The following is a 19101-nucleotide window of genomic DNA, read 5'->3' as shown; positions in this document are numbered from 1 at the left end:
GCACGGCTCTCTAGCATCGGGCGCATGTCATCGGCCACCTCCCCCTACCCTCTGCGCGCCTGGTGGGCGCAGCGTCCGCCGGCGGCCGGGGCCGCGGTGATGGCGACCGGCATCCTGTCGGTCGGCCTGCACCTGACGGGCCACGAGTTCCTCTCCCGCATCGCCCTGGTCCTGGCCTGCGCGGCCTGGCTGACCCTGGCGGCGAACTTCGTCTATCTGCTGCTGGTCGAGCGGGCGCAGTGGGTGACGCGGGCGGGGACGCCGGGCGCGCTGACCGCGGTCGCCGCGACGACGGTGCTCGGCACCCGGATCTCCCTGTCCGGCCGGCCCACGCTGGCCGCGGCGCTGCTGGCACTGGCGGCGCTGCTGTGGCCGGCGCTGCTGTTCCTGGTCGTCACGCACTGGGGGCGCCGCATGCCGGGGGCGGTGTTCCTGGGCTGCGTGGCCACGGAGGGGCTCGCCGTGCTGGGCGCCACCCTGTCCGCCGCCACCTCGACGCCCTGGCTGGCGCACGCGTCCCTGGTGCCGTTCCTCCTGGGGATCGTGCTGTACCTGATCGCGCTGTTCCGCTTCGATCTGCGGCAGGTGGCCCGGGGGTCCGGCGACCACTGGGTGGCGGGCGGCGCCCTGGCCATCTCGGCCCTCGCCGGCGCCAAGCTGCTCGCGGCGGCCGGGACGGGCATGTACCTGTGGAACGAGGACGACAGCGCCGTCCTGCACGATCTGACCGTCTTCCTGCTCGCCCTCGACCTGGCCTGGTACGCCGTGCTCCTGGCCGCGGAGATCGCGTGGCCCCGGATCCGCTACGACGTCCGCCGCTGGTCGACGGTCTTCCCCCTCGGCATGACGGCGGCGGCGACGCTGTCCGTCGCCGCCGTCGTCGACGTCCCGTGGCTGGACGCTCCGGGTCAGGTGCTGCTGTGGATCGCGGTGGCCGCCTGGCTGGCGGTCGCGGCCGGGGCGGTCGTCCAGGCCCGGGCCGGGCTGCGGTCCGGTGGTGCGGACGCGGGGGCGGAGGGACTCAGGTCCACAGCACCGCGATGAAGACGTTCACGACGGTCAGCAGGCCCACCAGGCCGAACAGCGGCTTCTCCACCGTCTCGTCGTCGCGCTTCACGTAGACCAGGCCGAGGACCACGATCAGCACGGCGAGCTTCACGCCGATCTTGATGTTGTCGACGGAGTAGTCCTGGGCCTGGTTGAGGCCGACCAGGGCCACTCCGGTCACCAGCATCGTCAGCGCCCCGTGCAGCATCGCGGGGGTGAAACGGGCCGTGCCCTGGCCCATCGCCTTCATCTGGGTGAGGAAGCCCCCGAGGAGCGCCGCGATACCGATGATGTGCAGACCGACGAAGAGGTGGATGAGTACGTCCATGGGGCTGGAGCCTAATCAGGGGCCTTGGCGTCGTCCGACACCGGCCCGGCGGATGCGGGAGGGTGCCCGACCGGTGCGGGTGCATATATGCGCCCCATAACACCTCAGGCCCCTCACCCGCCCCCCGGATGGGTATCTCGGTCATCACCCTCCGTGAAGGGGGCGGCCGTACGACGGCTCCACGGTCACATGCGGTCACCCCGCGATCCGGTACCGCCAGTTCCGCGCAACCCGTCACCAGGGCGTCGCGTCCCCGCCTAGCGTCCTTGCCGAGTGACCGGAACCGACCGGCACGAGCAGGCTCCGAGTACGGAAGGACGTGGATCCAGGTGGCAGCGCACCGCAGGCCACGGCGGCGTCCGGCGAGCGGCGGGGCGGCCCGCACCGCCGCCACCCTCACCCTCGCGGGCGCGGCCACCGCGACCGGCCTGGGCGGCGGGACCGGACACGCCGCTCCGCAGCCGACACCGGCGCAGGTCAGGGCCAAGGTGGACAAGCTGTACCAGCAGGCCGAGGTCGCCACCGAGAAGTACAACGGCGCCAAGGAGAAGGCCGAGGCCGCCGAACGGCGCCTGGAGGAGCTGCGGGACGAGGTCGCCCGCAAGGAGGACCGGCTGAACGCGGCGCGGGAGGTGCTGGGTTCGGCCGCCGCGGCCCAGTACCGCGGCGGCGGCCTCGCCCCGGCCCTGCAACTCGCCCTCTCCGCCGACCCCGACGGGTATCTCGACGGAGCCGCCTTCGTCGAACGGGCGGGCAGCCGGCAGGCGGCCACCGTGAGCCGGGTGCGCAAGGAGCTGCGGGACATCGAGCAGTTGCGCGGCGCCGCCCGCGTCGAGGTGGCCTCGCTGACCTCGCGCCGGGCCGAGCTGAAACGCCACCGCGAGACCGTCACCGGCAAGCTGGGGGCCGCCCGCCGCCTGCTGTCCGGGCTGACGGCCGAGGAGCGCGCCCGCGTCGGACACGGCGCGGACGAGCGCGCCTCCCGCCGCTCCTCGGCGGGCCCCCGGACCGGCCTCGCCGCCGCGGCCCAGGCGCCCGACTCCCGCTCCGCCGCGGCCGTCGCCTACGCCCACCAGAAGCTCGGCAGCCCCTACGTGTGGGGCGCGACCGGCCCGAACGCCTTCGACTGCTCGGGCCTCACCCAGGCCGCCTACCGCGCCGCCGGCGTCTCCCTGCCCCGCACGACCTACGCCCAGATCGACGCGGGCCGCCGTGTGTCCCGCTCCCAACTGCTCCCCGGCGACCTGGTCTTCTTCTACTCCGGCATCAGTCACGTCGGCCTCTACGTCGGCGACGGCATGATGATCCACGCCCCGAACCCCGCGGCGCCGGTCCGCCTCGCCCCCGTGGACCAGATGCCGTTCGCGGGGGCGACGCGGGTGGTGTGAGGTGAGGCCCCGCGCCCGCGGTCACACCAGCCGGCGCGCCGTCGCCCAGCGGGTCAGCTCGTGCCGGTTGGACAGCTGGAGCTTGCGCAGGACCGCCGAGACGTGGGACTCGACCGTCTTCACCGAGATGTACAGCTGCTTGGCGATCTCCTTGTACGCGTAGCCGCGGGCGATCAGGCGCAGCACCTCGCGCTCGCGCTGGGTGAGGCGGTCCATGTCCTCGTCCACCGGCGGGGCGTCGGTGGAGGCGAACGCGTCGAGGACGAACCCGGCCAGCCGCGGGGAGAAGACGGCGTCGCCCTCCTGGACGCGGAAGACGGAGTCGACCAGGTCGGTACCCGTGATCGTCTTGGTCACGTAGCCCCGGGCGCCGCCCCGGATCACCCCGATCACGTCCTCCGCCGCGTCCGAGACGGACAGGGCGAGGAAGCGGACGGGCTGTTCGGCGTCGCTCATCAGCGGGGCGCAGCGGCGCAGCACCTCGACCCCGCCGCCGCCCGGGAGGTGGACGTCCAGGAGGACGACTTCGGGCCGGGTCGCGGTGATCACCGTGACGGCCTGGTCGACGTCGGCGGCCTCGCCGACGACCTCGACCCCCGTCTGCGCGGTCTGGCCGATCTCGGCCTGCACGCCGGTGCGGAACATGCGGTGGTCGTCGACGAGCACCACGCGCACGTGCCGCTCCCCCGGGCCGCCGCTCGCCGGCTGTGCGGACTCGGCCGCCTCGCCCGCTCCCGCCGTACCGTCCGTTTCGGTCGGGTCGCTCATGACGTGTTCTCCGCCCTCTCCATCTCCAGCTCGACCTCCGTGCCGCCGTCCGGCACCGCGCGCAGCCGCGCCGTACCGCCGTTGCGCTCCATGCGGCCGATGATCGATTCTCTGACGCCCATGCGGTCCGCGGGGATCGAGTCGAGGTCGAAGCCGGGCCCCCGGTCCCGGACGGACACGAAGACCGTCCTGCCCTCGACTTCGGCGAAGACCTGAACGGCGCCGCCCTCGCCACCGTACTTGGCCGCGTTCACCATCGCCTCGCGTCCGGCCTGCATCTGTGCGCTGATCTTCTCGTCGAGCGGGCAGTCGCCGACGACCACGACCTCGATGGGGACGCCGTGCTTGTCCTCGACCTCCGCGGCGTTGCGCTTGACGGCCTCGGCGAGGGTGGTGGGTTCGTCGTCCTCGTCCTTGCCGTTGCCCTCCGGCTTGTAGAGCCAGGCGCGCAGGTCGCGCTCCTGGGCTCGGGCCAGCCGGCGCACCTCGCCCGGGCTCTCGGCGTTGCGCTGGATCAGGGTCAGGGTGTGCAGCACCGAGTCGTGGACGTGGGCGGCGACCTCGGCGCGCTCCTGCGCGCGGATGCGCATCAGCCGCTCCTCGGAGAGGTCCTGGGTCATCCGCACCAGGTAGGGGCCGGCCAGGAGCGTGATCCCGACGAGGACGGCGAGGGCCGCCTGGAGAACGGAGCCGAGGTGCGCGGCGGAACCCTGGAGCACGAAGATGCCCGTGACACCGGCCGTCACCAGCAGGACACCGGCCACCGAACGCAGCAGGGTGACGGTGCGCCGGTGGCGGCCCACCTCGGCCCAGCGGGCCCGGCGGGCGTTGTCCGCCTGGCGCCAGACCAGGGCGACGCCCGCGCCGACGAGCACCGTCGGCCAGAGGTAGGCCTTGGCTCCGCCGCCGAGGTCGACGTTGCCCACGAAGACGAGGGCCACGACGACCATGAGGAGCAGGGCGACGATCTGGCCCTTGTCCGGCTTACGGGCGACGAGCCGGCGGCGGCCGTCCGGCGAGGTCTCGGAGGTGACGAGCGACGGCGGCCGCTGGGCGTCGACACCGCCGATGCCCAGCGGCACGAAGAACCAGAAGGCCGCGTACAGCAGCGCACCGAGGCCGTCGGCCATGAACAGGCCCACGAAGGCGAACCGCACCCAGATGACGGGCAGGCCGAGGTGCCCGGCGAGCCCCCGCGCCACACCACCGAGCCAGCGTCCGTCGCCGCTGCGGTAGAGCTTGCGCGGCGGCCGCGGTTCGGCGACTGGTGCTGTTGCGGCTTCCGGCATGACACCGATGGTCACACGGCCCCGGGAGCACCGGCATCAGGGTCGGTCCCCGAGACTCCCCTGATCTTCGGTCCGGGGCCGTCCAGAGCCCTCCCCCGGCGAGGTGTCAGGGCCGATATCAGGGTCCGACCAGGGTCGAACCGGCTGCCGCCACGGCGCCGCGCCCGTCACCATGGACCCATGACAGATCACGAGCACGCCGCGACGGGTCCGGGACCCGGCTCCGGCCCGCGCCCTCCACGGGGCGCCGGGCCGCAGGATGCCGCGCCCGCCGCGGATGCCGCGAGTGCCGGCGGTGGTCGCACGGGTACCGGAGGGGCCACGGGACCGGCGGGTACCGGAGGTGCCGCGGGATCGGCGGGTACCGGAGGGGCCACGGGTGCCAGAGGGGCCGCGGGTCCCGCGGCCGGTTCGGGCTCCCCGGCGGGCCCGGGAGCCCCCGAGCCGCCCCCCTCGTTCCGGCGCGACCGGCGGCACAAGACGTTCGCCGGAGTGTGCGCCGGTCTCGGGCGGCAGTGCGACATGGATCCGGTGATCTTCCGCATCACGCTCGCGGTGCTCTCCGCCACCGGCGGCCTCGGCCTCATCTTCTACGGCTTCGCCTGGCTCTTCGTCCCCTACGACGACGAGGACGAGAACGAGGTGCGCAAGCTGCTCACCGGCCGGGTCGACGGCCAGGCGCTGGCGGCCGTGCTGTTCGCCCTGGTCGGCTGCGGGGTCCTGCTGACCATGCTGAACAACGGCGGGGTGCTGACCTTCGCCGTCGTTCTCTCCCTCGTCCTCGCGGGCGCCGGTTACTGGTCGCGGCACCGTAAGACGCCCGACCCCGACCCCCTCGCCGCCCAGGCCGTCGCCGACGCCCCGCCGGAGGCCCAGGCGCCGCCGATCATGTTCACGTGGCCCTCCTGGTGGCGCGACCCGATCGTCAAGGACGGCACCCGCGTCGGCGGGACGGGGTACCTGTGGGGCCCGCCGGGCTCCGGGGACCCGGACGTCGCGGCGGACGCCGGCCCCGGCCGTGGCGTCGTGGGCGGCGGCCACACGACCGGGTGCGGCCGGCGCCCGCGCTCCCGGCAGCCGCGCGGCCCGCACGGGATCGGTGGCTGGGTCTTCCTCCTCGCCCTGCTCGCCGGCTTCCTCGGCACCCGGCTGACCTGGGACGACCACCCGCTCGGCACGAGTCTCCAGGCCGGTCTCGCCGGTGCGCTCGCCGTCTTCGGCATCGGTATCGCGGTCAGCTCCTTCCTCGGGCGCACGGGCGCCGGTTCGATCTTCCTGGCGATCGTGACGGCCGCGCTGCTGGCCGGTTCGGCGGCCGTCCCCGAGGACGTCGGCACCGACTGGGTCCGGCGCACCTGGGAGCCCACGACGGCGGCCGGTGTGCGCGAGCAGTACGACATCGGGGCCGGCACCGGCACCCTCGACCTGTCCGGGCTGGACCTGGCCGCGGGGCAGACGGTGACCACGCGGGCCGACGTGGGCCTGGGCCGCCTACGGGTGGTCGTGCCGCGGGACATGACGGTACGGCTGAACGTCGAGGTGGGCGTGGGCGACATCCAGCTGCCCGGCGACGACGAGAAGGACGTGGACGTGGCACCCGGCAAGCACAAGGAGATCACCCTGGCCCCCACCGCGGGCGTCGAGGCCGTCGGCACGCTCGACCTCGACCTCCAGGTCGGCCTCGGACAGGCGGAGGTGTCCCGTGCTGCGTCATAGGTTCCAGCCCGGGCGCCTGGTCGCCGGAGTCTTCCTGACCGCGGCGGGCGTCGTCTACGCCGGTGAGGCGGGCGGCCTCTGGGAGACGCCGTGGTTCGTGGTGATCCCCCTCGTCGTGGGCGGCCTCTGCGTCGCGGGCGCGGTCGGGGTGCTGGCCCGGTCCGCGCACCGGCGCCGCGGGGCGCTCCGCACGGACGCCGACGAGCCGCGGACCGGCCTCTCCGGCTAGCCGCGGTGCCCGGCGCCCGCCCTCTGCCGTCGCCGGGAGCGCAGGGCGGCGTCCAGGGACAGCAGCGGGGCACCCGCGAGGACGAGCGGCGTCCAGGCCATGAGGTAGGCGAGGTCGTTGCCGTAGTAGTACGGGTCGGAGGCCCAGCTGACGGTCAGCCACAGGCTCAGCGAGATCAGCGCGCCGCCGAGGGCCGCCAGCCGGGTCAGCAGGCCGAGCAGGGTGCCGATGCCGACGGCCAGTTCGCCCAGGGCGATGGCGTAGCCGAAGCCGGCGGGGCTCTTCAGGGCCAGGTCGACCAGGGACGGGAGGGCCGAGGAGTCGCGGACCGTACGCATCATGTCGCCGACGGAGCCGGCCCCCGCGTCCTTCATGAAGGCGCTGTCGGTGAGTTTGTCCAGGCCCGCGTAGATGAAGGTGACACCCAGGAAGATCCGCAGGGGCAGCAGGGCATACCGGGTGGCGTGGTCGCGCCAGTCCCCGCCCCCGCCCGGGGACGAGGGGTACGCGTCCGTCCGCATGCCGTGAGCCATCACTGCCAGCCGCCTCTCGCCCGCGCGTGCCGAGACTCCGTCAACAGTTCATACGTACGACGCGCAAGCCCGGCTCAATCCTCCGCCGACGGGCTTCTTCCTGTCGGTTTCGACAGGCGGCCGGCGCGGCGGGGCGGTGCTCAGTCCGTCACGTCGATCGCGTACCGGTTGGTCTCCACGCCCGCGCCGGTGACCACCTGGACGTCGACCCGGCCCGGCTCGACGTCCGCGGGGACCGGGACGGTCAGCAGGTCGTCCGCGGGGTTGCTGAAGCCACCGGTGACCGGGACGAGGGGCACGTGGACGTTGACCGCCCCGATGCGGACGACCATGCGGGACAGGCGGTCCGCGCGCTGGGCGCCCGGCGGCACGAATCCGGCGCCGCGGATCTCGATGTCGTCACCGGTGCGGATCGGCGCGTCCAGGTCGCCGGCCTCCCGTGCCCGGACCACGGAGAGGATCACGGGCCGGCCGCCCTCCGCGTACTTGCCGGCCACATAGGTCGCCGCCGACACCAGCACCACGACCGCCAGCCCCCACGGCAGATCGGGCAGCTGTTCCGGGCGCCGGGCCAGCCGTACCGCCGCGAACACCAGGGCGACGGTGCTGATGACCACGTACTGGATGTCGGCGAAGGTCCCGCGTCCCGCGTCGTCGGTCAGCAGGTCGGCGGCGCGCGGCCGGTCCGCCCGTACCTTCTGCAGCCGCTGCCCCAGCACCCGCAGCCCGACCACCCGCCGTACCAGGACCGCGATCCCGCACACCACCGCGAGCACCGTCACCGCACCGGCGCCACGGGCGAGTTCCAGGCCGGAGATCAGCGCGTCCCGCCGGTCGCCGTCCGAGGCCACGGCCAGCTGCCCGGCCAGCACGAGCACCGCGTAGGCGACGAACAGCACCCAGACCGCGGCCACGGCCCGGGACGTGGACAGGCGGTTGTCCTCGCCGATGACCGGCGCCAGCGCCCCGCCCCGCGCCCGGTGGAACCACGACGCCGCGGTCAGCGCGCCCGCCACGACCAGCGCCGCCGCGAGCCCGGCGGTGCGCGCCGCCGTCCAGCCGGCACCGATCGCGGTGAGCGCCTGCACGAGGAGCAGCAGCACGACCGCGGCCCACGCGACGGCCGCCGTGCGCCGCCCGAGGCCCCCCAGCCACGCCTCGCCCTCGGCGCGCCCCCGTTCGGCGACGACTTCCGCGGACTGGGTGAGTTCCTCCGAGACCCACTGCCGGGAGGCGGAGGCCGAGTGGGCCACGGCGGCCGGCAGCCCCTGTCCGGCCGCGAACTCGTCCCGCCGCAGCAGGAACGCGGCCACCGCCCTGCGGTGGCCCTCGCGAGCGCCGTGCGGGCAGTCCCCGCAGGTGCAGCCGCCCCCGTGCGGCGCCTCGTACGCGCCCTTGTCCGAGCCGCTCCCGCGTCTCGCCTCCTGCACCGCCACGTCCGACGCCCGCCTTCCCGAACTCCTGCGAAAACCCAGCAACCACGTCCGCGGCGGCACCGCCGTCCGCCCGTGGCCGTACCCGTAAGTCCCTTGGGACGCACGCGAATTGTGCCGTACCCGACCCCCTGCGCGCCCGGCGGCCCCGGTCCGCTCTGCTCAGGGCGAGTGACACGCGGACCGCCGTGTTGACCCGGCTGCGAGAATTCCCTTATGGCCGAGATCATCCAGCGCGACGGGACCTGGGCGTTCGACGGCAGCACGCTGCGGATCACGCCGGGTCGGCACCGCTCGGTGTCACTGTTCCGGCAGACGAACGGAGAGGTCTCCGTGCCGCTGGAGGCCGTCGCGGGCATCGCCCTGGCACCGGACCGCAGGCGCGGGTGCCTGCGTCTGCGCCTGCGCGAGGGCGCCGACCCGCTCCTGCGCGCCACCGGCGGGCGGCTGCCCGACGCGGCGGACCCCTACCGGCTGTCGGTGGCGGCCGACCGCTGCGGCGTCGCCGAGTACGTCGCCGAGGAGATCCGCCGGGCCCTCCTCCTCGACCGGATCCCGCGGGAGCCCACCCGGACCTATCTGCTGCCCGGACCGCCGGTGCCGGTCTCGGTGCGCTCCTCGGACGGCACCGTCTCCTTCGACGGCGCCCAGGTGCGGATCGACTGGGCCGACACCTCCGACCGGGTCAAGCGCGCCACCGGCCCGAGGATCGTCGGCCTCGGCGCTCTGGCGCGGGTCGAGTGGCTGCCCAACTCCGGTTCCGGGGACGGCTTCCTGCGCTTCGTGACCCGGGAGGCGCCGTCCTGCGGGCCGCCTCCGGAGAAGGACCCGTACGCCCTGGACCTGTGGGGCAGCGCCCGCCGCGATCTGCTCACCGCGCTGATCGCCACCGCGGTCACGGCCCGGCTGCCACACCCGTCGGCCGGTTCGGGCGACCCGGAAGCACCGAGCGCCGCGAAAGCACCGGGCACCACGGAAACGCCGGGCGCCGCGGAAGCACCTCGCACCCGGGCCGGGGCCCGGCGCCCGCTCCCGACGGCCGTACGGCGGCCGGCCGGCCATCACGACGTCCTGCTGCGCCGGCTGCGCGAACTGGGCGAGCTGCACCGCGGCGGCGTCCTGACGGACGAGGAGTTCGCGAGGACGAAGGCCGCCGTGCTGCGGTGCTTCTGAACCCGCCCGTCACCGGCCCCGGCCCGGCGGCGCTCAGTCCAGCAGGTCCGGCTCGCTCCGGCTGATCTCCTGCCACAGCGGCTGGTAGTTGATCCACGCCACCAGGTCGCCGCCGAGCTGCTCCCGGGTCGCCACCGCCTGCCGGTGGCCGATCAGCACCGGCCGGCCCGCCGCCCTGGCCGTCAGCTGCACCTGGCAGGACCGTTCCAGGGACAGGAACCACCAGGCCGCCGCGTCCACCGAGTCGCCGACCGTCAGCAGCCCGTGGTTGCGCAGCACGAGCGCCTTGCCGGAGCCCAGCACCTCGGCGATGCGCCGCCCCTCCTCGGCGTCGACGGTGACACCGGAGTAGGTGTCGTAGAGGGCGTGGTCCTCGTAGAAGGCGCAGCTCTCCTGGGTGATGGGGTCGAGCAGCTCGCCGAGGGCCGACAGGGCACGCCCGTGCACCGAGTGGCAGTGGGCGACCGCCACGACGTCCGGGCGGGCGGCGTGGACCCGGGAGTGCACGGTGAAGGCGGCCTGGTTCACGTGGTGGCGGCCCTCGATCACCTGCCCGTCGGAGTTGGCCAGCACCAGGTCGCTCACCGTGATGTGCCCGAACGGCATGCCGAACGGGTTGACCCAGAAGCAGTCGCTGTACTCGGGATCGCGGGCCGTGATGTGACCCGACACCCCGTCCTCGAAGCCGTGCCGGCCGAAGAGCCGCAGCGCGCCCGCGAGACGTTCCTTGCGGTGCCGGCGTTCGGCCTCGACCGAGTCGTGCATCGGCGGCATCGCGAACCGCAGTTTCCCGGTGGGCAGCGGCGGGGGCCCAGCGGCCCCGGACGTCCCGTCCATGTGTCCTCTGTCCTTCGGCATGCGTGCGCGATCTCCGCGCGCTGGAGACCGGCGCCGGAACACTGCGCGGAATCCGGCACCGGATGTGCCTTACGGGCCGGAAGTTACCGCCGGTGCGGCCGGGAGGACAGATCCCGGCGCAATACCCGACACAGGGTGTCGGTTTTCGGCCGCACACTCGTCGTATGACATCGAGCACCGCCGCACCCCCCGCCGCGAGGTGGGCCGACTTCGCCGGCGCCGAACCCGCGCTGGCCGCAACCGTTGAGGCGCGCTTCGGCGCGTTCACCCACCACACCCTCGCCACCCTGCGCAAGGACGGCTCACCCCGGACCACCGGCCTGGAGGTGCGTTTCCTGAACGGCGAGCTGTGGCTCGGCATGATGCCGGGCTCGCTGAAGGCGCTGGACCTGCGGCGCGACCCGCGGTTCGCGTTGCAGGCGAACCCGGGGGACGGCACCGGCATGGGCGGCGGTGACGTGCGGATCGGTGGCCGGGCGGTCGAGGTCGAGGACCCCGTGGCCCGGTCCGGGTACGTGAAAGAGGTGGAACCGCCGGAGCCGTTCCACCTCTTCCGAACCGAGCTGACGGAGGTCGTGCGGACCCGCGTGGAGGACGACGCGTATCTGGTCGTCCAGGTCTGGCAGCCCGGGAAGCCCCTGCGCACCCTCAGGCGCGACTAGGGGTCACTCCCACTCGATCGTCCCCGGCGGCTTCGACGTCACGTCGAGGACCACCCGGTTGACGTCCTTGACCTCGTTGGTGATCCGGGTCGAGATCTTGGACAGCACGTCGTACGGCAGCCGGGACCAGTCGGCCGTCATCGCGTCCTCGGAGGAGACCGGGCGCAGCACGATCGGGTGACCGTAGGTGCGGCCGTCGCCCTGGACGCCGACCGAGCGGACGTCGGCGAGCAGCACCACCGGGCACTGCCAGATCTCGCGGTCGAGGCCGGCCGCGGTCAGCTCCTCGCGGGCGATGGCGTCGGCCTCGCGGAGCAGGTCGAGCCGCTCCTTGGTGACCTCGCCGACGATGCGGATGCCCAGGCCCGGGCCCGGGAAGGGCTGGCGCTGGACGATCTCGTCGGGCAGGCCCAGCTCCTGGCCGACCATCCGGACCTCGTCCTTGAACAGCTTGCGCAGCGGCTCGACCAGCTCGAACTCGATGTCGTCGGGGAGGCCGCCCACGTTGTGGTGGGACTTGATGTTGGCGGTGCCGGTGCCGCCGCCGGACTCGACGACGTCCGGGTAGAGCGTGCCCTGCACGAGGAAGGCGACCTCGGGGCCGTCCTCCTGCATGATCTCCAGCTGCGCCTGCTCGAAGACCCGGATGAACTCGCGGCCGATGATCTTCCGCTTCTCCTCGGGGTCCGAGACCCCGGCGAGCGCCTTGAGGAACCGCTCCTGGGCGTCCACGACCTTCAGCTGCACGCCGGTCGCGGCGACGAAGTCCTTCTCGACCTGCTCGGTCTCGCCCTGGCGCATCAGGCCGTGGTCGACGTAGACACAGGTCAGCTGGGAGCCGATGGCCTTCTGGACGAGGGCGGCGGCGACCGCGGAGTCCACGCCGCCGGACAGGCCGCAGATGGCGCGCTTGTCGCCGACCTGCTCGCGGATGGCCGCGACCTGCTCCTCGATGACGTTCCCCGTGGTCCAGTCCGGGCGCAGGCCCGCACCCCGGTACAGGAAGTGCTCCAGCACCTGCTGCCCGTGGGTGGAGTGCATCACCTCGGGGTGGTACTGGACGCCGTAGAGCTTCTTCTCGTCGTTCTCGAAGGCGGCGACCGGGACGACGCTCGTGGAGCCGGTGACGGTGAAGCCCTCGGGGGCGGCGGAGCAGGCGTCGCCGTGCGACATCCACACGGCCTGCTCGGCGGGGGTGCCCTCGAAGAGGGTGGAGGAGGGCTTGGAGACCGTGAGGTCGGTGCGGCCGTACTCGCGGGCGCCGGAGTTGTCGACGGTGCCGCCGAGGGTCTGCGCCATCAGCTGGAAGCCGTAGCACATGCCGAAGACGGGGACGCCCGCCTCGAACAGGGCCCGGTCCAGGGTCGGGGCACCCGGCTCGTACACCGAGGAGGGGCCGCCGGAGAGGATGATGGCCGCCGGGTTCTTGGCGAGCATCTCCTCGACCGGCGTGGAGCTCGGCACGATCTCGCTGTAGACCCGCGCCTCGCGGACACGACGGGCGATGAGCTGGGCGTACTGCGCGCCGAAGTCGACGACCAGGACGGTGTCGGGGGCGGCGGCAGCGGGAGTCGCTGATGACACGGGGTGCCTTCCGGCGGTCGGGCGGGGGTCTTGTGCTCCCGATTCTACCGAGACGGGCAGGCGGCCCGTCCCGCCCACGGCACCGGGGGCGACCGCGGCCCCGCGTCTCACCATCCGAACCGGCTTGGACACCGTCCGTCGCCGGGGCATACTGGGCCCATGCTCACGCACCAGACCTTCCTGTTTACCTATGGCAACCGGCCCACCGGCTGCCATGGTCGTGCTGCTTGAGCAACTGACGAGCGACTTCCCAGGCGCCCCGGGCCGACAAGGCCCGGGGCGTCTGGCGTTTCCCGGGTCCTGGCGGCCGGGGGCACCGCCCCTTCGGCGAGGAGACCCCGACATGACCGTCACCGCAGCAGACGTCACCGCGGCACACATGACCGCGGCCGAGAAGACCGGCGCCCGCACCAGAGAGGCCGCCGACGTGATCACCGGTGCCCGGGAGCGCATCGACGCCCTGGACGACCGGATCATCGGGCTGATCCAGGAGCGGATGGCCGTGTCCGCCGTCATCCAGGAGGCGCGGATCACCTCCGGCGGCCGGCGCGTGAACCTCTCCCGCGAGATGGAGGTCCTCGACCACTACCGGGAGGCGCTGGGCAAGCCGGGTACGTCGCTGGCGATGACGCTGCTGGAGCTGTGCCGCGGGCGCGTCTGAGGCCCGCGCGCGTCCGGGCGTCGCATCCGCGTTCGGAGACCGACTCACCCGTACGGCGCGTGACCGGGCGCCGACGGCTTCGTTGGTCCCGGTGTCCGTGTCAGCCAGGGGCGGGCCCGAAAGAACCACGCGTGGCTCGCTGGAGCGATGAGGCGTACGGATCGTGCCGTACGCCGTGGGACCTCGCTCCAGGGAAGTGACCGGACGGCAGGGGACAGCAGCCCGGTCACCCAGAGAACGGCCGGCTCCGGGGACGCCCGGGGCCGGCCGACGGAACAGGTCCGCACCCGAGTCCCCCGGCGCGACCCACTCGACCGCACCGCCTCCGAGGCCGGCGGCGCAACCCCCCGGCGCCGCCCCCGGGTACCGGCGCTGCCCTGACGCCGGTGCCGGCTGAGGAAGGGCCCCGTGGCACAAGCCAGCGGGGCCCTTCGCCATGCCCTCCTCCGGTCCGGGTGACGCACGTTACATAAAAGTTCTGTGAGTTCCGGGACAACCATTCACAGCTTTCACAGATCAAACAGGCCGCACGGACCGAACCAAGGGCCACACCCGCGCCCCACACGCGGAGGCCTCCCGACCCTCCCGTGCCGCACGCGCGGCACGCCGGACACTCCGAGGTCTTCATGAAGCTTCGTCGCGCCGTGGCAGCCGCGGCCGTCACCGCGGTGATAGCCCCGGTGGCGCTGCTCGCGGCCCCGGCCGCCCACGCGACCGGCGACACTCCGTCGTCCCCGCCCGCGAGCAGTGCCGAGAGCACGCCCACGACCGGCGCCCCGTCCCCCGGCACGTCCCAGAGCGAGACCGCTCCCACGCCGAGCGACACCCCGAGTGACACGCCGAGCGGCTCTCCGAGCACCTCGGCCCCCGAGACCACGGCGCCCGGCACCTCGACGCCGCCCGCCTCGCCCTCCCCGAGCACGTCGGCGCCCGAGGAGTCGGAGACCCCCGACCCCGAGCCGTCCGTGTGCGAGGACACCAAGGTCGACGTCGGCATGAGCGGTCTGCCCGGCAGCATCGCGGCGGGCAGCGGCTGGCACGAGTTCTCGCTGAACGTGGCCAACAACTCCGACTCCACGCTGCGGGACCTCGAGTACCTGGCCGGCGCCTCCGCCGACCTGGACGGCGAGGAGCTGTTCGAGAGCAAGAAGGTCGGCCTTCAGGCCTGGAACCCCGAGGACAAGGCCTGGGAGAACCTCGACGAGTTCGGGTACGCGGTCGGCTACATCGGTTACACCGACGAGCTGGCGCCCGGCTACGAGGTCGACATCGCGATGCGGATCAACGTGCGGGCCGACGCCCCGGTCGGCGCCGGCTTCACGCTGGGCGCGACGATCTACGGGGACACGGACGGCGAGTGCACCGGCTTCGGTGACGTCGCCTACAAGTTCCAGATCGTGGCCGCCGGCACGGACACGGAGGGCACCGAACCGCAGGAAGGCGGCAAGGCGCCGGTGGCCGTCGAGAAGCCGGCCGCCGGCACGCCCGAGGTCACCGGCAGTCTCGCCGAGACCGGCGCCGGCTCGGCGCTGCCGATGATCGGGCTCGTCGGCGGACTCGCCCTCGTCGTCGGCGGCGGAGCGGTGTTCGCGGTGCGACGCCGCAAGGCCGGCTCCGAGGCGTAAGGCAGCGGTCCGGCACACAGGACGGGAAGGACCTGCGCTCGGAGGGGGGCGCAGGTCCTTTCGCATGTCCGCTCCGCCCCTGCCGCCGCCGCTCGGCCCCTGCTGACGCTCCGCCACTTCTCCGGTGGCGCGGCCGCTTCCCCGGTGGCACCGCCACTTCTCCGGCGGCACCGCTGCTTCTCCGGCGGCACCGCTGCTTGCCCGGTGGCACCGCCGCTTCCTCGACGGCGCCGCTACTTCTTCGGCGGCACCGCCGGTATCCCCAGGAACGGCAGCCGCAGCGCGCCGAAGGCCTCCGCCGGGACCGCCGGGGCCTTGGGCTCGACGGGTGCCAGGCGCTCGTACGCCGTGCCCTGGGCCGGCCGCGGGTCGCTCTCGCCCTTGTTCGGCCAGTAGGACATCGCCCGCTCGGCCTGCGCGGTGATGGTCAGCGACGGGTTGACGCCCAGGTTCGCGGAGACCGCGGCGCCGTCCACGACCGAGATCCCGGGGTGTCCGTAGAGCCGGTGGTACGGGTCGATGACCCCGGTCTCGCGGGAGGCGCCGATCGGGCAGCCGCCCAGGAAGTGGGCGGTGAGCGGGGTGCCCATCAGTTCGCCGACGTTGGAGCCGGCGAAGCCGTTGATCTCGGCGGCGAGCGCCGAGGCGCCCTCCGTCGCCGCCTTGATCTGCTTCGGGTTGGGCGAGCCGTGCCCCTGGCGGGCGGTGAGCAGGCCCTTGCCGACGCCGTTCGGTTTCAGGTGCGTGGTCAGCGAGTTGTCCAGGGACTGCATGACCAGACCGATGATGGTCCGCTCCGACCACTTGCGGTTGGACAGCGAGCGCAGCACCAGCAGGGGGTGCTTGGCCGCGTGGCCCAGGAAGCCCAGGACCCGGGAGGCGCCGGACGCGGTGTGCCCGGCGTAGGGGACCTGGAGGATGGACAGGCTGCCCATCGAGTTGGAGCCCTTGCCGTAACGGACCGGCTCGATGTGGGTGTTGGGGTCCGGGTGGATGGAGGACGTGATGGCGACGCCGCGGGTGAAGTCGGCCCGTGCCTCGCCGGTGGCCCTGCGGTAGCGCCGGTCGTCGGTCTGGGCGCCCACCAGGGCCTCGGAGTTGGTGCGGGTCAGCTCGCCGAGCTTGTCGGAGAGGTGGGGGAGCTGGCCGCCCGCCTTCATGCGGTGCAGCAGCGTCTGGGTGCCGTAGGTGCCGGCGGCCACGACCACCCGGCGGGCGGTGAAGGTGCGGCCCGCCCCCTTCTTCCGGCGGTCGGTGGGCAGGGTGGCGAGGGCGAACCCGCCGCGTGAGTCCTCGGTGACCGAGAGGACCGTCGTCATCGGGTGCACGACCGCTCCGGCCCGCTCGGCGAGGTACAGGTAGTTCTCGTTGAGGGTGTTCTTGGCGCCGAGGCGGCAGCCGGTCATGCACGAGCCGCACTCGGTGCAGGCCTGGCGCTCGGGTCCCGCGCCGCCGAAGTAGGGGTCGGGTATCTTCTCGCCGGGCTCCGCCTTCGCCGTGCCGTCGGCGTCCTCGCCGTCGCCGAAGAAGACGCCGACCGGCGCCATGTGGAAGGTGTCGCCCACGCCCATCCGCTCGGCCGCCGCCTTCAGGTGCACGTCGGACGGGGTCATCGTCGGGTTCAGCCGCACCCCGAGCATGCGCCGGGCCTGGTCGTAGTACGGCGCCAGCTCCTCGTGCCAGTCGGTGATGTCGCGCCACTGGGGGTCCTCGAAGAAGGGCTTCGGCGGCACGTAGAGGGTGTTGGCGTAGTTCAGGGAACCGCCCCCCACCCCGGCGCCTGCCAGGACCATGACATTCCCGAGCAGGTGGATGCGCTGGATGCCGAACATGCCGAGCTTGGGGGCCCAGAGGTAGTTCTTCAGGTCCCAGGAGTTCTTCGGCAGCGACTCGCGGGTGAAGCGGCGGCCGGCTTCCAGGACGCCGACGCGGTAGCCCTTCTCGGTGAGACGCAGGGCGGACACGGAGCCGCCGAACCCCGAGCCCACGACGACCACGTCGTAGTCGTACCCGTTCTCGTCCCGGGTCTGGACGGTCTTCTCCTGCGACACGTGCTCTCCTCGTTGAGAACGGGGTGGACTGGGGTGGCCCGGGGGCCTCGTGGTCGGGTGGCCTAGCGGAAGCGGAACGCCTTCATCAGGCGCAGGCTCCGGCTCATGAACGCCGCGTACTTCTCGTCGTCCATGCCCAGCGAGGGCGCCATCGGCAGCAGCCGCTGGTGGGCCACGGTCTGCGACTCGGTGTACTTGAGGATGCCCTCGGAGCCGTGCCGGCGGCCGAGGCCGGACTCCTTCATGCCGCCCATGGGCGCCTGGACGCTGCCGTACGCGGAGGCGTAGCCCTCGTTGATGTTGACGGTGCCGGTGCGCAGCCGGGCGGCGATCTCGCGGCCGAGACGGGCGTCGGTCGTCCAGACCGAGGAGTTCAGCCCGTACGGCGTGGCGTTGGCACGCTCGACGACCTCGTCCACGTCCGAGAAGCGGTACACGGAGACCACCGGACCGAAGGTCTCCTCGCAGCACAGGGTCATGGTCTCCGTGACGCCGTCGAGGATGGTCGGCTCGTAGAAGTACGGGCCGATGTCGGGGCGGGCCACGCCGCCCGCGACGACGCGCGCGCCCTTGGCGACGGCGTCCTCCACGTGCCGCTTGACGGTCTCCAGCTGGTGTCCGCTGACCAGTGATCCCATGTCCGCGCCGTACGCCAGGGAACTGCCCAGCCGCATCGCGCGGGCGCGGGCGGCGAAGCGGTCGAGGAAGGCGTCGGCGACCGACTCGTGGACGTACAGCCGCTCGATGGAGACGCACAGCTGGCCGGCGGAGGAGAAGCACGCGCGGACGGCGCCCGCCGCCGCCTTCTCGATGTCGGCGTCCGCCAGGACCAGCATGGCGTTCTTGCCGCCCAGCTCCAGCGAGACGCCGACCAGGCGGTCCGCGGCGACGGTGGCGACCTCGCGGCCGGTGCGGGTGGAGCCGGTGAAGGAGACGTAGTCGCCGTGCTTGACGACCTCGGGACCGATGACCGGGCCGACCCCGATGACGGCCTGGAGGACGTCGGCGGGCAGCCCGGCCTCGATCAGCAGGTCACGGGCCCACAGCGCGGTGAGGCAGGACTCGGTGTCGGGCTTCATCACGACCGCGTTGCCCGCGACGAGGGCCGGCAGGGCGTCGCCCACGGAGAGCTCGAGGGGGTAGTTCCACGGCACGATCTGGCCGACGACACCGCGCGGGTGGCGCAGCTCCGTGACCTTGGTCAGGGCCGGTACGGCGCCGGTGTGCCGCTTGGGCCGCAGGTAGGCGGGGGCCTTGCGGCCGTAGTGCCGGGCGGCGACCGCGACGGCCTGGACCTCCTCGTGGGCGTGCAGACGGGCCTTGCCGGTCTCCAGCTGGATGAGGTCGAGCACCTCGGCCTGGCGCTCCAGCACCAGGTCGTGGAAGCGCAGCAGGACCGCGGCGCGCTCCCGTACCGGGGTGCGTGCCCAGACGGCCTGGGCGGCGCGGGCCAGCTCGAAGGCGTGGGCCACGTCCTCGGGGGTCGACTCGGGCAGGTCGGCCAGCTTCTCGCCGGTGAACGGCGAGTGGTTGGCGGTGCGGCCGGAGCCGGCCACGCCCTTGGTGAGCTGGGCGACCAGCTCGGGCGTCACCACGTCGGCAGCGGTGCGGGCGCCCGCGGGGGCGGGGGCGAGAGGGTTCGTGCCGGTGATTTCCGGGGCCTGCGCATCCGTCATGAGCCGCAGGGTATGCCGCCGCGCGCGCTTTGTGTACCCGTCGGTAATAGGGATTCACCGAGTGCTCACACGCCGCCAGT

The 19101-nt window shown here is 73.3% G+C and carries 17 protein-coding genes; 8 read left to right on the top strand and 9 right to left on the bottom strand.

Annotated features, from left to right (window positions below; genetic code table 11):
- Positions 1–24 precede the first annotated feature (24 nt).
- Entirely contained in the window at positions 25–1044 is a 1020-nt protein-coding gene (locus tag SAM23877_RS21875; protein ID WP_053135846.1) for a tellurite resistance/C4-dicarboxylate transporter family protein, read from the top strand.
- Here the strand turns inward: SAM23877_RS21875 and SAM23877_RS21870 are convergent.
- Positions 1022–1375, bottom strand: coding sequence for a hypothetical protein (locus SAM23877_RS21870; protein ID WP_053135843.1), 354 nt, complete (start codon positions 1373–1375; stop codon positions 1022–1024). The genes SAM23877_RS21875 and SAM23877_RS21870 overlap by 23 nt on opposite strands.
- Before the next feature lie 329 nt (positions 1376–1704).
- Here SAM23877_RS21870 and SAM23877_RS21865 point away from each other — a divergent pair, with 329 nt between their 5' ends.
- Positions 1705–2763, top strand: a complete 1059-nt coding sequence (locus SAM23877_RS21865) for a C40 family peptidase (protein WP_053135841.1) — start codon at positions 1705–1707, stop codon at positions 2761–2763.
- A 21-nt stretch (positions 2764–2784) separates the two neighbouring features.
- Here the strand turns inward: SAM23877_RS21865 and SAM23877_RS21860 are convergent, their stop codons facing one another.
- Both SAM23877_RS21860 and SAM23877_RS21855 read right to left on the bottom strand, forming a co-directional pair.
- Entirely contained in the window at positions 2785–3531 is a 747-nt protein-coding gene (locus tag SAM23877_RS21860; protein ID WP_053135838.1) for a LuxR C-terminal-related transcriptional regulator, read from the bottom strand.
- Positions 3528–4820 carry an ATP-binding protein gene (locus SAM23877_RS21855; protein WP_053142737.1) on the bottom strand — a complete coding sequence of 431 codons (1293 nt, stop codon included), beginning with the start codon at positions 4818–4820 and terminating at the stop codon, positions 3528–3530. The genes SAM23877_RS21860 and SAM23877_RS21855 overlap by 4 nt, the downstream gene beginning before the upstream one ends.
- A 180-nt stretch (positions 4821–5000) precedes the next feature.
- Here SAM23877_RS21855 and SAM23877_RS21850 point away from each other — a divergent pair, with 180 nt between their 5' ends.
- On the top strand, positions 5001–6536 hold the full coding sequence (locus SAM23877_RS21850) for a PspC domain-containing protein (RefSeq protein ID WP_053135835.1): 1536 nt from the start codon (positions 5001–5003) through the stop codon (positions 6534–6536).
- Positions 6523–6765 carry a hypothetical protein gene (locus SAM23877_RS21845; protein ID WP_053135832.1) on the top strand — a complete coding sequence of 81 codons (243 nt, stop codon included), beginning with the start codon at positions 6523–6525 and terminating at the stop codon, positions 6763–6765. Before SAM23877_RS21850 ends, SAM23877_RS21845 begins: the two co-directional genes overlap by 14 nt.
- Here SAM23877_RS21845 and SAM23877_RS21840 read toward each other — a convergent pair.
- Together SAM23877_RS21840 and SAM23877_RS21835 are read right to left on the bottom strand one after the other, a co-directional pair.
- Positions 6762–7298 carry a DoxX family membrane protein gene (locus tag SAM23877_RS21840; RefSeq protein ID WP_244902987.1) on the bottom strand — a complete coding sequence of 179 codons (537 nt, stop codon included), beginning with the start codon at positions 7296–7298 and terminating at the stop codon, positions 6762–6764. The two genes, SAM23877_RS21845 and SAM23877_RS21840, sit on opposite strands and share 4 nt — an antisense overlap.
- A gap of 140 nt (positions 7299–7438) precedes the next feature.
- A complete protein-coding gene (locus tag SAM23877_RS21835; RefSeq protein ID WP_053135828.1) occupies positions 7439–8734 on the bottom strand; it encodes a hypothetical protein in 1296 nt (431 codons plus the stop codon).
- A gap of 213 nt (positions 8735–8947) precedes the next feature.
- Here SAM23877_RS21835 and SAM23877_RS21830 point away from each other — a divergent pair, with 213 nt between their 5' ends.
- Entirely contained in the window at positions 8948–9904 is a 957-nt protein-coding gene (locus tag SAM23877_RS21830; RefSeq protein WP_053135825.1) for a DUF4429 domain-containing protein, read from the top strand.
- 33 nt (positions 9905–9937) lie between these two features.
- Here the strand turns inward: SAM23877_RS21830 and SAM23877_RS21825 are convergent, their stop codons facing one another.
- A complete protein-coding gene (locus SAM23877_RS21825; protein WP_053135821.1) occupies positions 9938–10741 on the bottom strand; it encodes a class II aldolase/adducin family protein in 804 nt (267 codons plus the stop codon).
- 185 nt (positions 10742–10926) lie between these two features.
- Here SAM23877_RS21825 and SAM23877_RS21820 point away from each other — a divergent pair, with 185 nt between their 5' ends.
- Entirely contained in the window at positions 10927–11424 is a 498-nt protein-coding gene (locus tag SAM23877_RS21820; protein ID WP_053135818.1) for a pyridoxamine 5'-phosphate oxidase family protein, read from the top strand.
- A 3-nt stretch (positions 11425–11427) separates the two neighbouring features.
- Here the strand turns inward: SAM23877_RS21820 and guaA are convergent, their stop codons facing one another.
- Positions 11428–13008, bottom strand: a complete 1581-nt coding sequence (guaA, locus tag SAM23877_RS21815) for a glutamine-hydrolyzing GMP synthase (RefSeq protein ID WP_053135815.1) — start codon at positions 13006–13008, stop codon at positions 11428–11430.
- Between the two features lie 343 nt (positions 13009–13351).
- On the opposite strand from guaA, the gene SAM23877_RS21810 reads away from it, so the two are divergent.
- Together SAM23877_RS21810 and SAM23877_RS21805 are read left to right on the top strand one after the other, a co-directional pair.
- The gene (locus tag SAM23877_RS21810; RefSeq protein ID WP_053135812.1) at positions 13352–13669 is read left to right on the top strand and encodes a chorismate mutase; all 318 of its coding nucleotides are present in this window, start codon (positions 13352–13354) and stop codon (positions 13667–13669) included.
- A gap of 626 nt (positions 13670–14295) precedes the next feature.
- The gene (locus tag SAM23877_RS21805; RefSeq protein WP_053142733.1) at positions 14296–15294 is read left to right on the top strand and encodes an LPXTG cell wall anchor domain-containing protein; all 999 of its coding nucleotides are present in this window, start codon (positions 14296–14298) and stop codon (positions 15292–15294) included.
- A gap of 233 nt (positions 15295–15527) precedes the next feature.
- Here SAM23877_RS21805 and SAM23877_RS21800 read toward each other — a convergent pair whose 3' ends face one another.
- The gene (locus tag SAM23877_RS21800; protein ID WP_053135809.1) at positions 15528–17345 is read right to left on the bottom strand and encodes a GMC family oxidoreductase; all 1818 of its coding nucleotides are present in this window, start codon (positions 17343–17345) and stop codon (positions 15528–15530) included.
- A 62-nt stretch (positions 17346–17407) separates the two neighbouring features.
- A complete protein-coding gene (locus SAM23877_RS21795) occupies positions 17408–19021 on the bottom strand; it encodes a succinic semialdehyde dehydrogenase (protein WP_053135806.1) in 1614 nt (537 codons plus the stop codon).
- Positions 19022–19101 lie beyond the last annotated feature (80 nt).

It is taken from the genome of Streptomyces ambofaciens ATCC 23877 (assembly GCF_001267885.1).
Lineage (GTDB): Bacteria > Actinomycetota > Actinomycetes > Streptomycetales > Streptomycetaceae > Streptomyces > Streptomyces ambofaciens.
The sequence above is the reverse complement of the archived record's forward strand: the minus strand, read 5'-3'. Positions and strand labels throughout refer to the sequence as shown.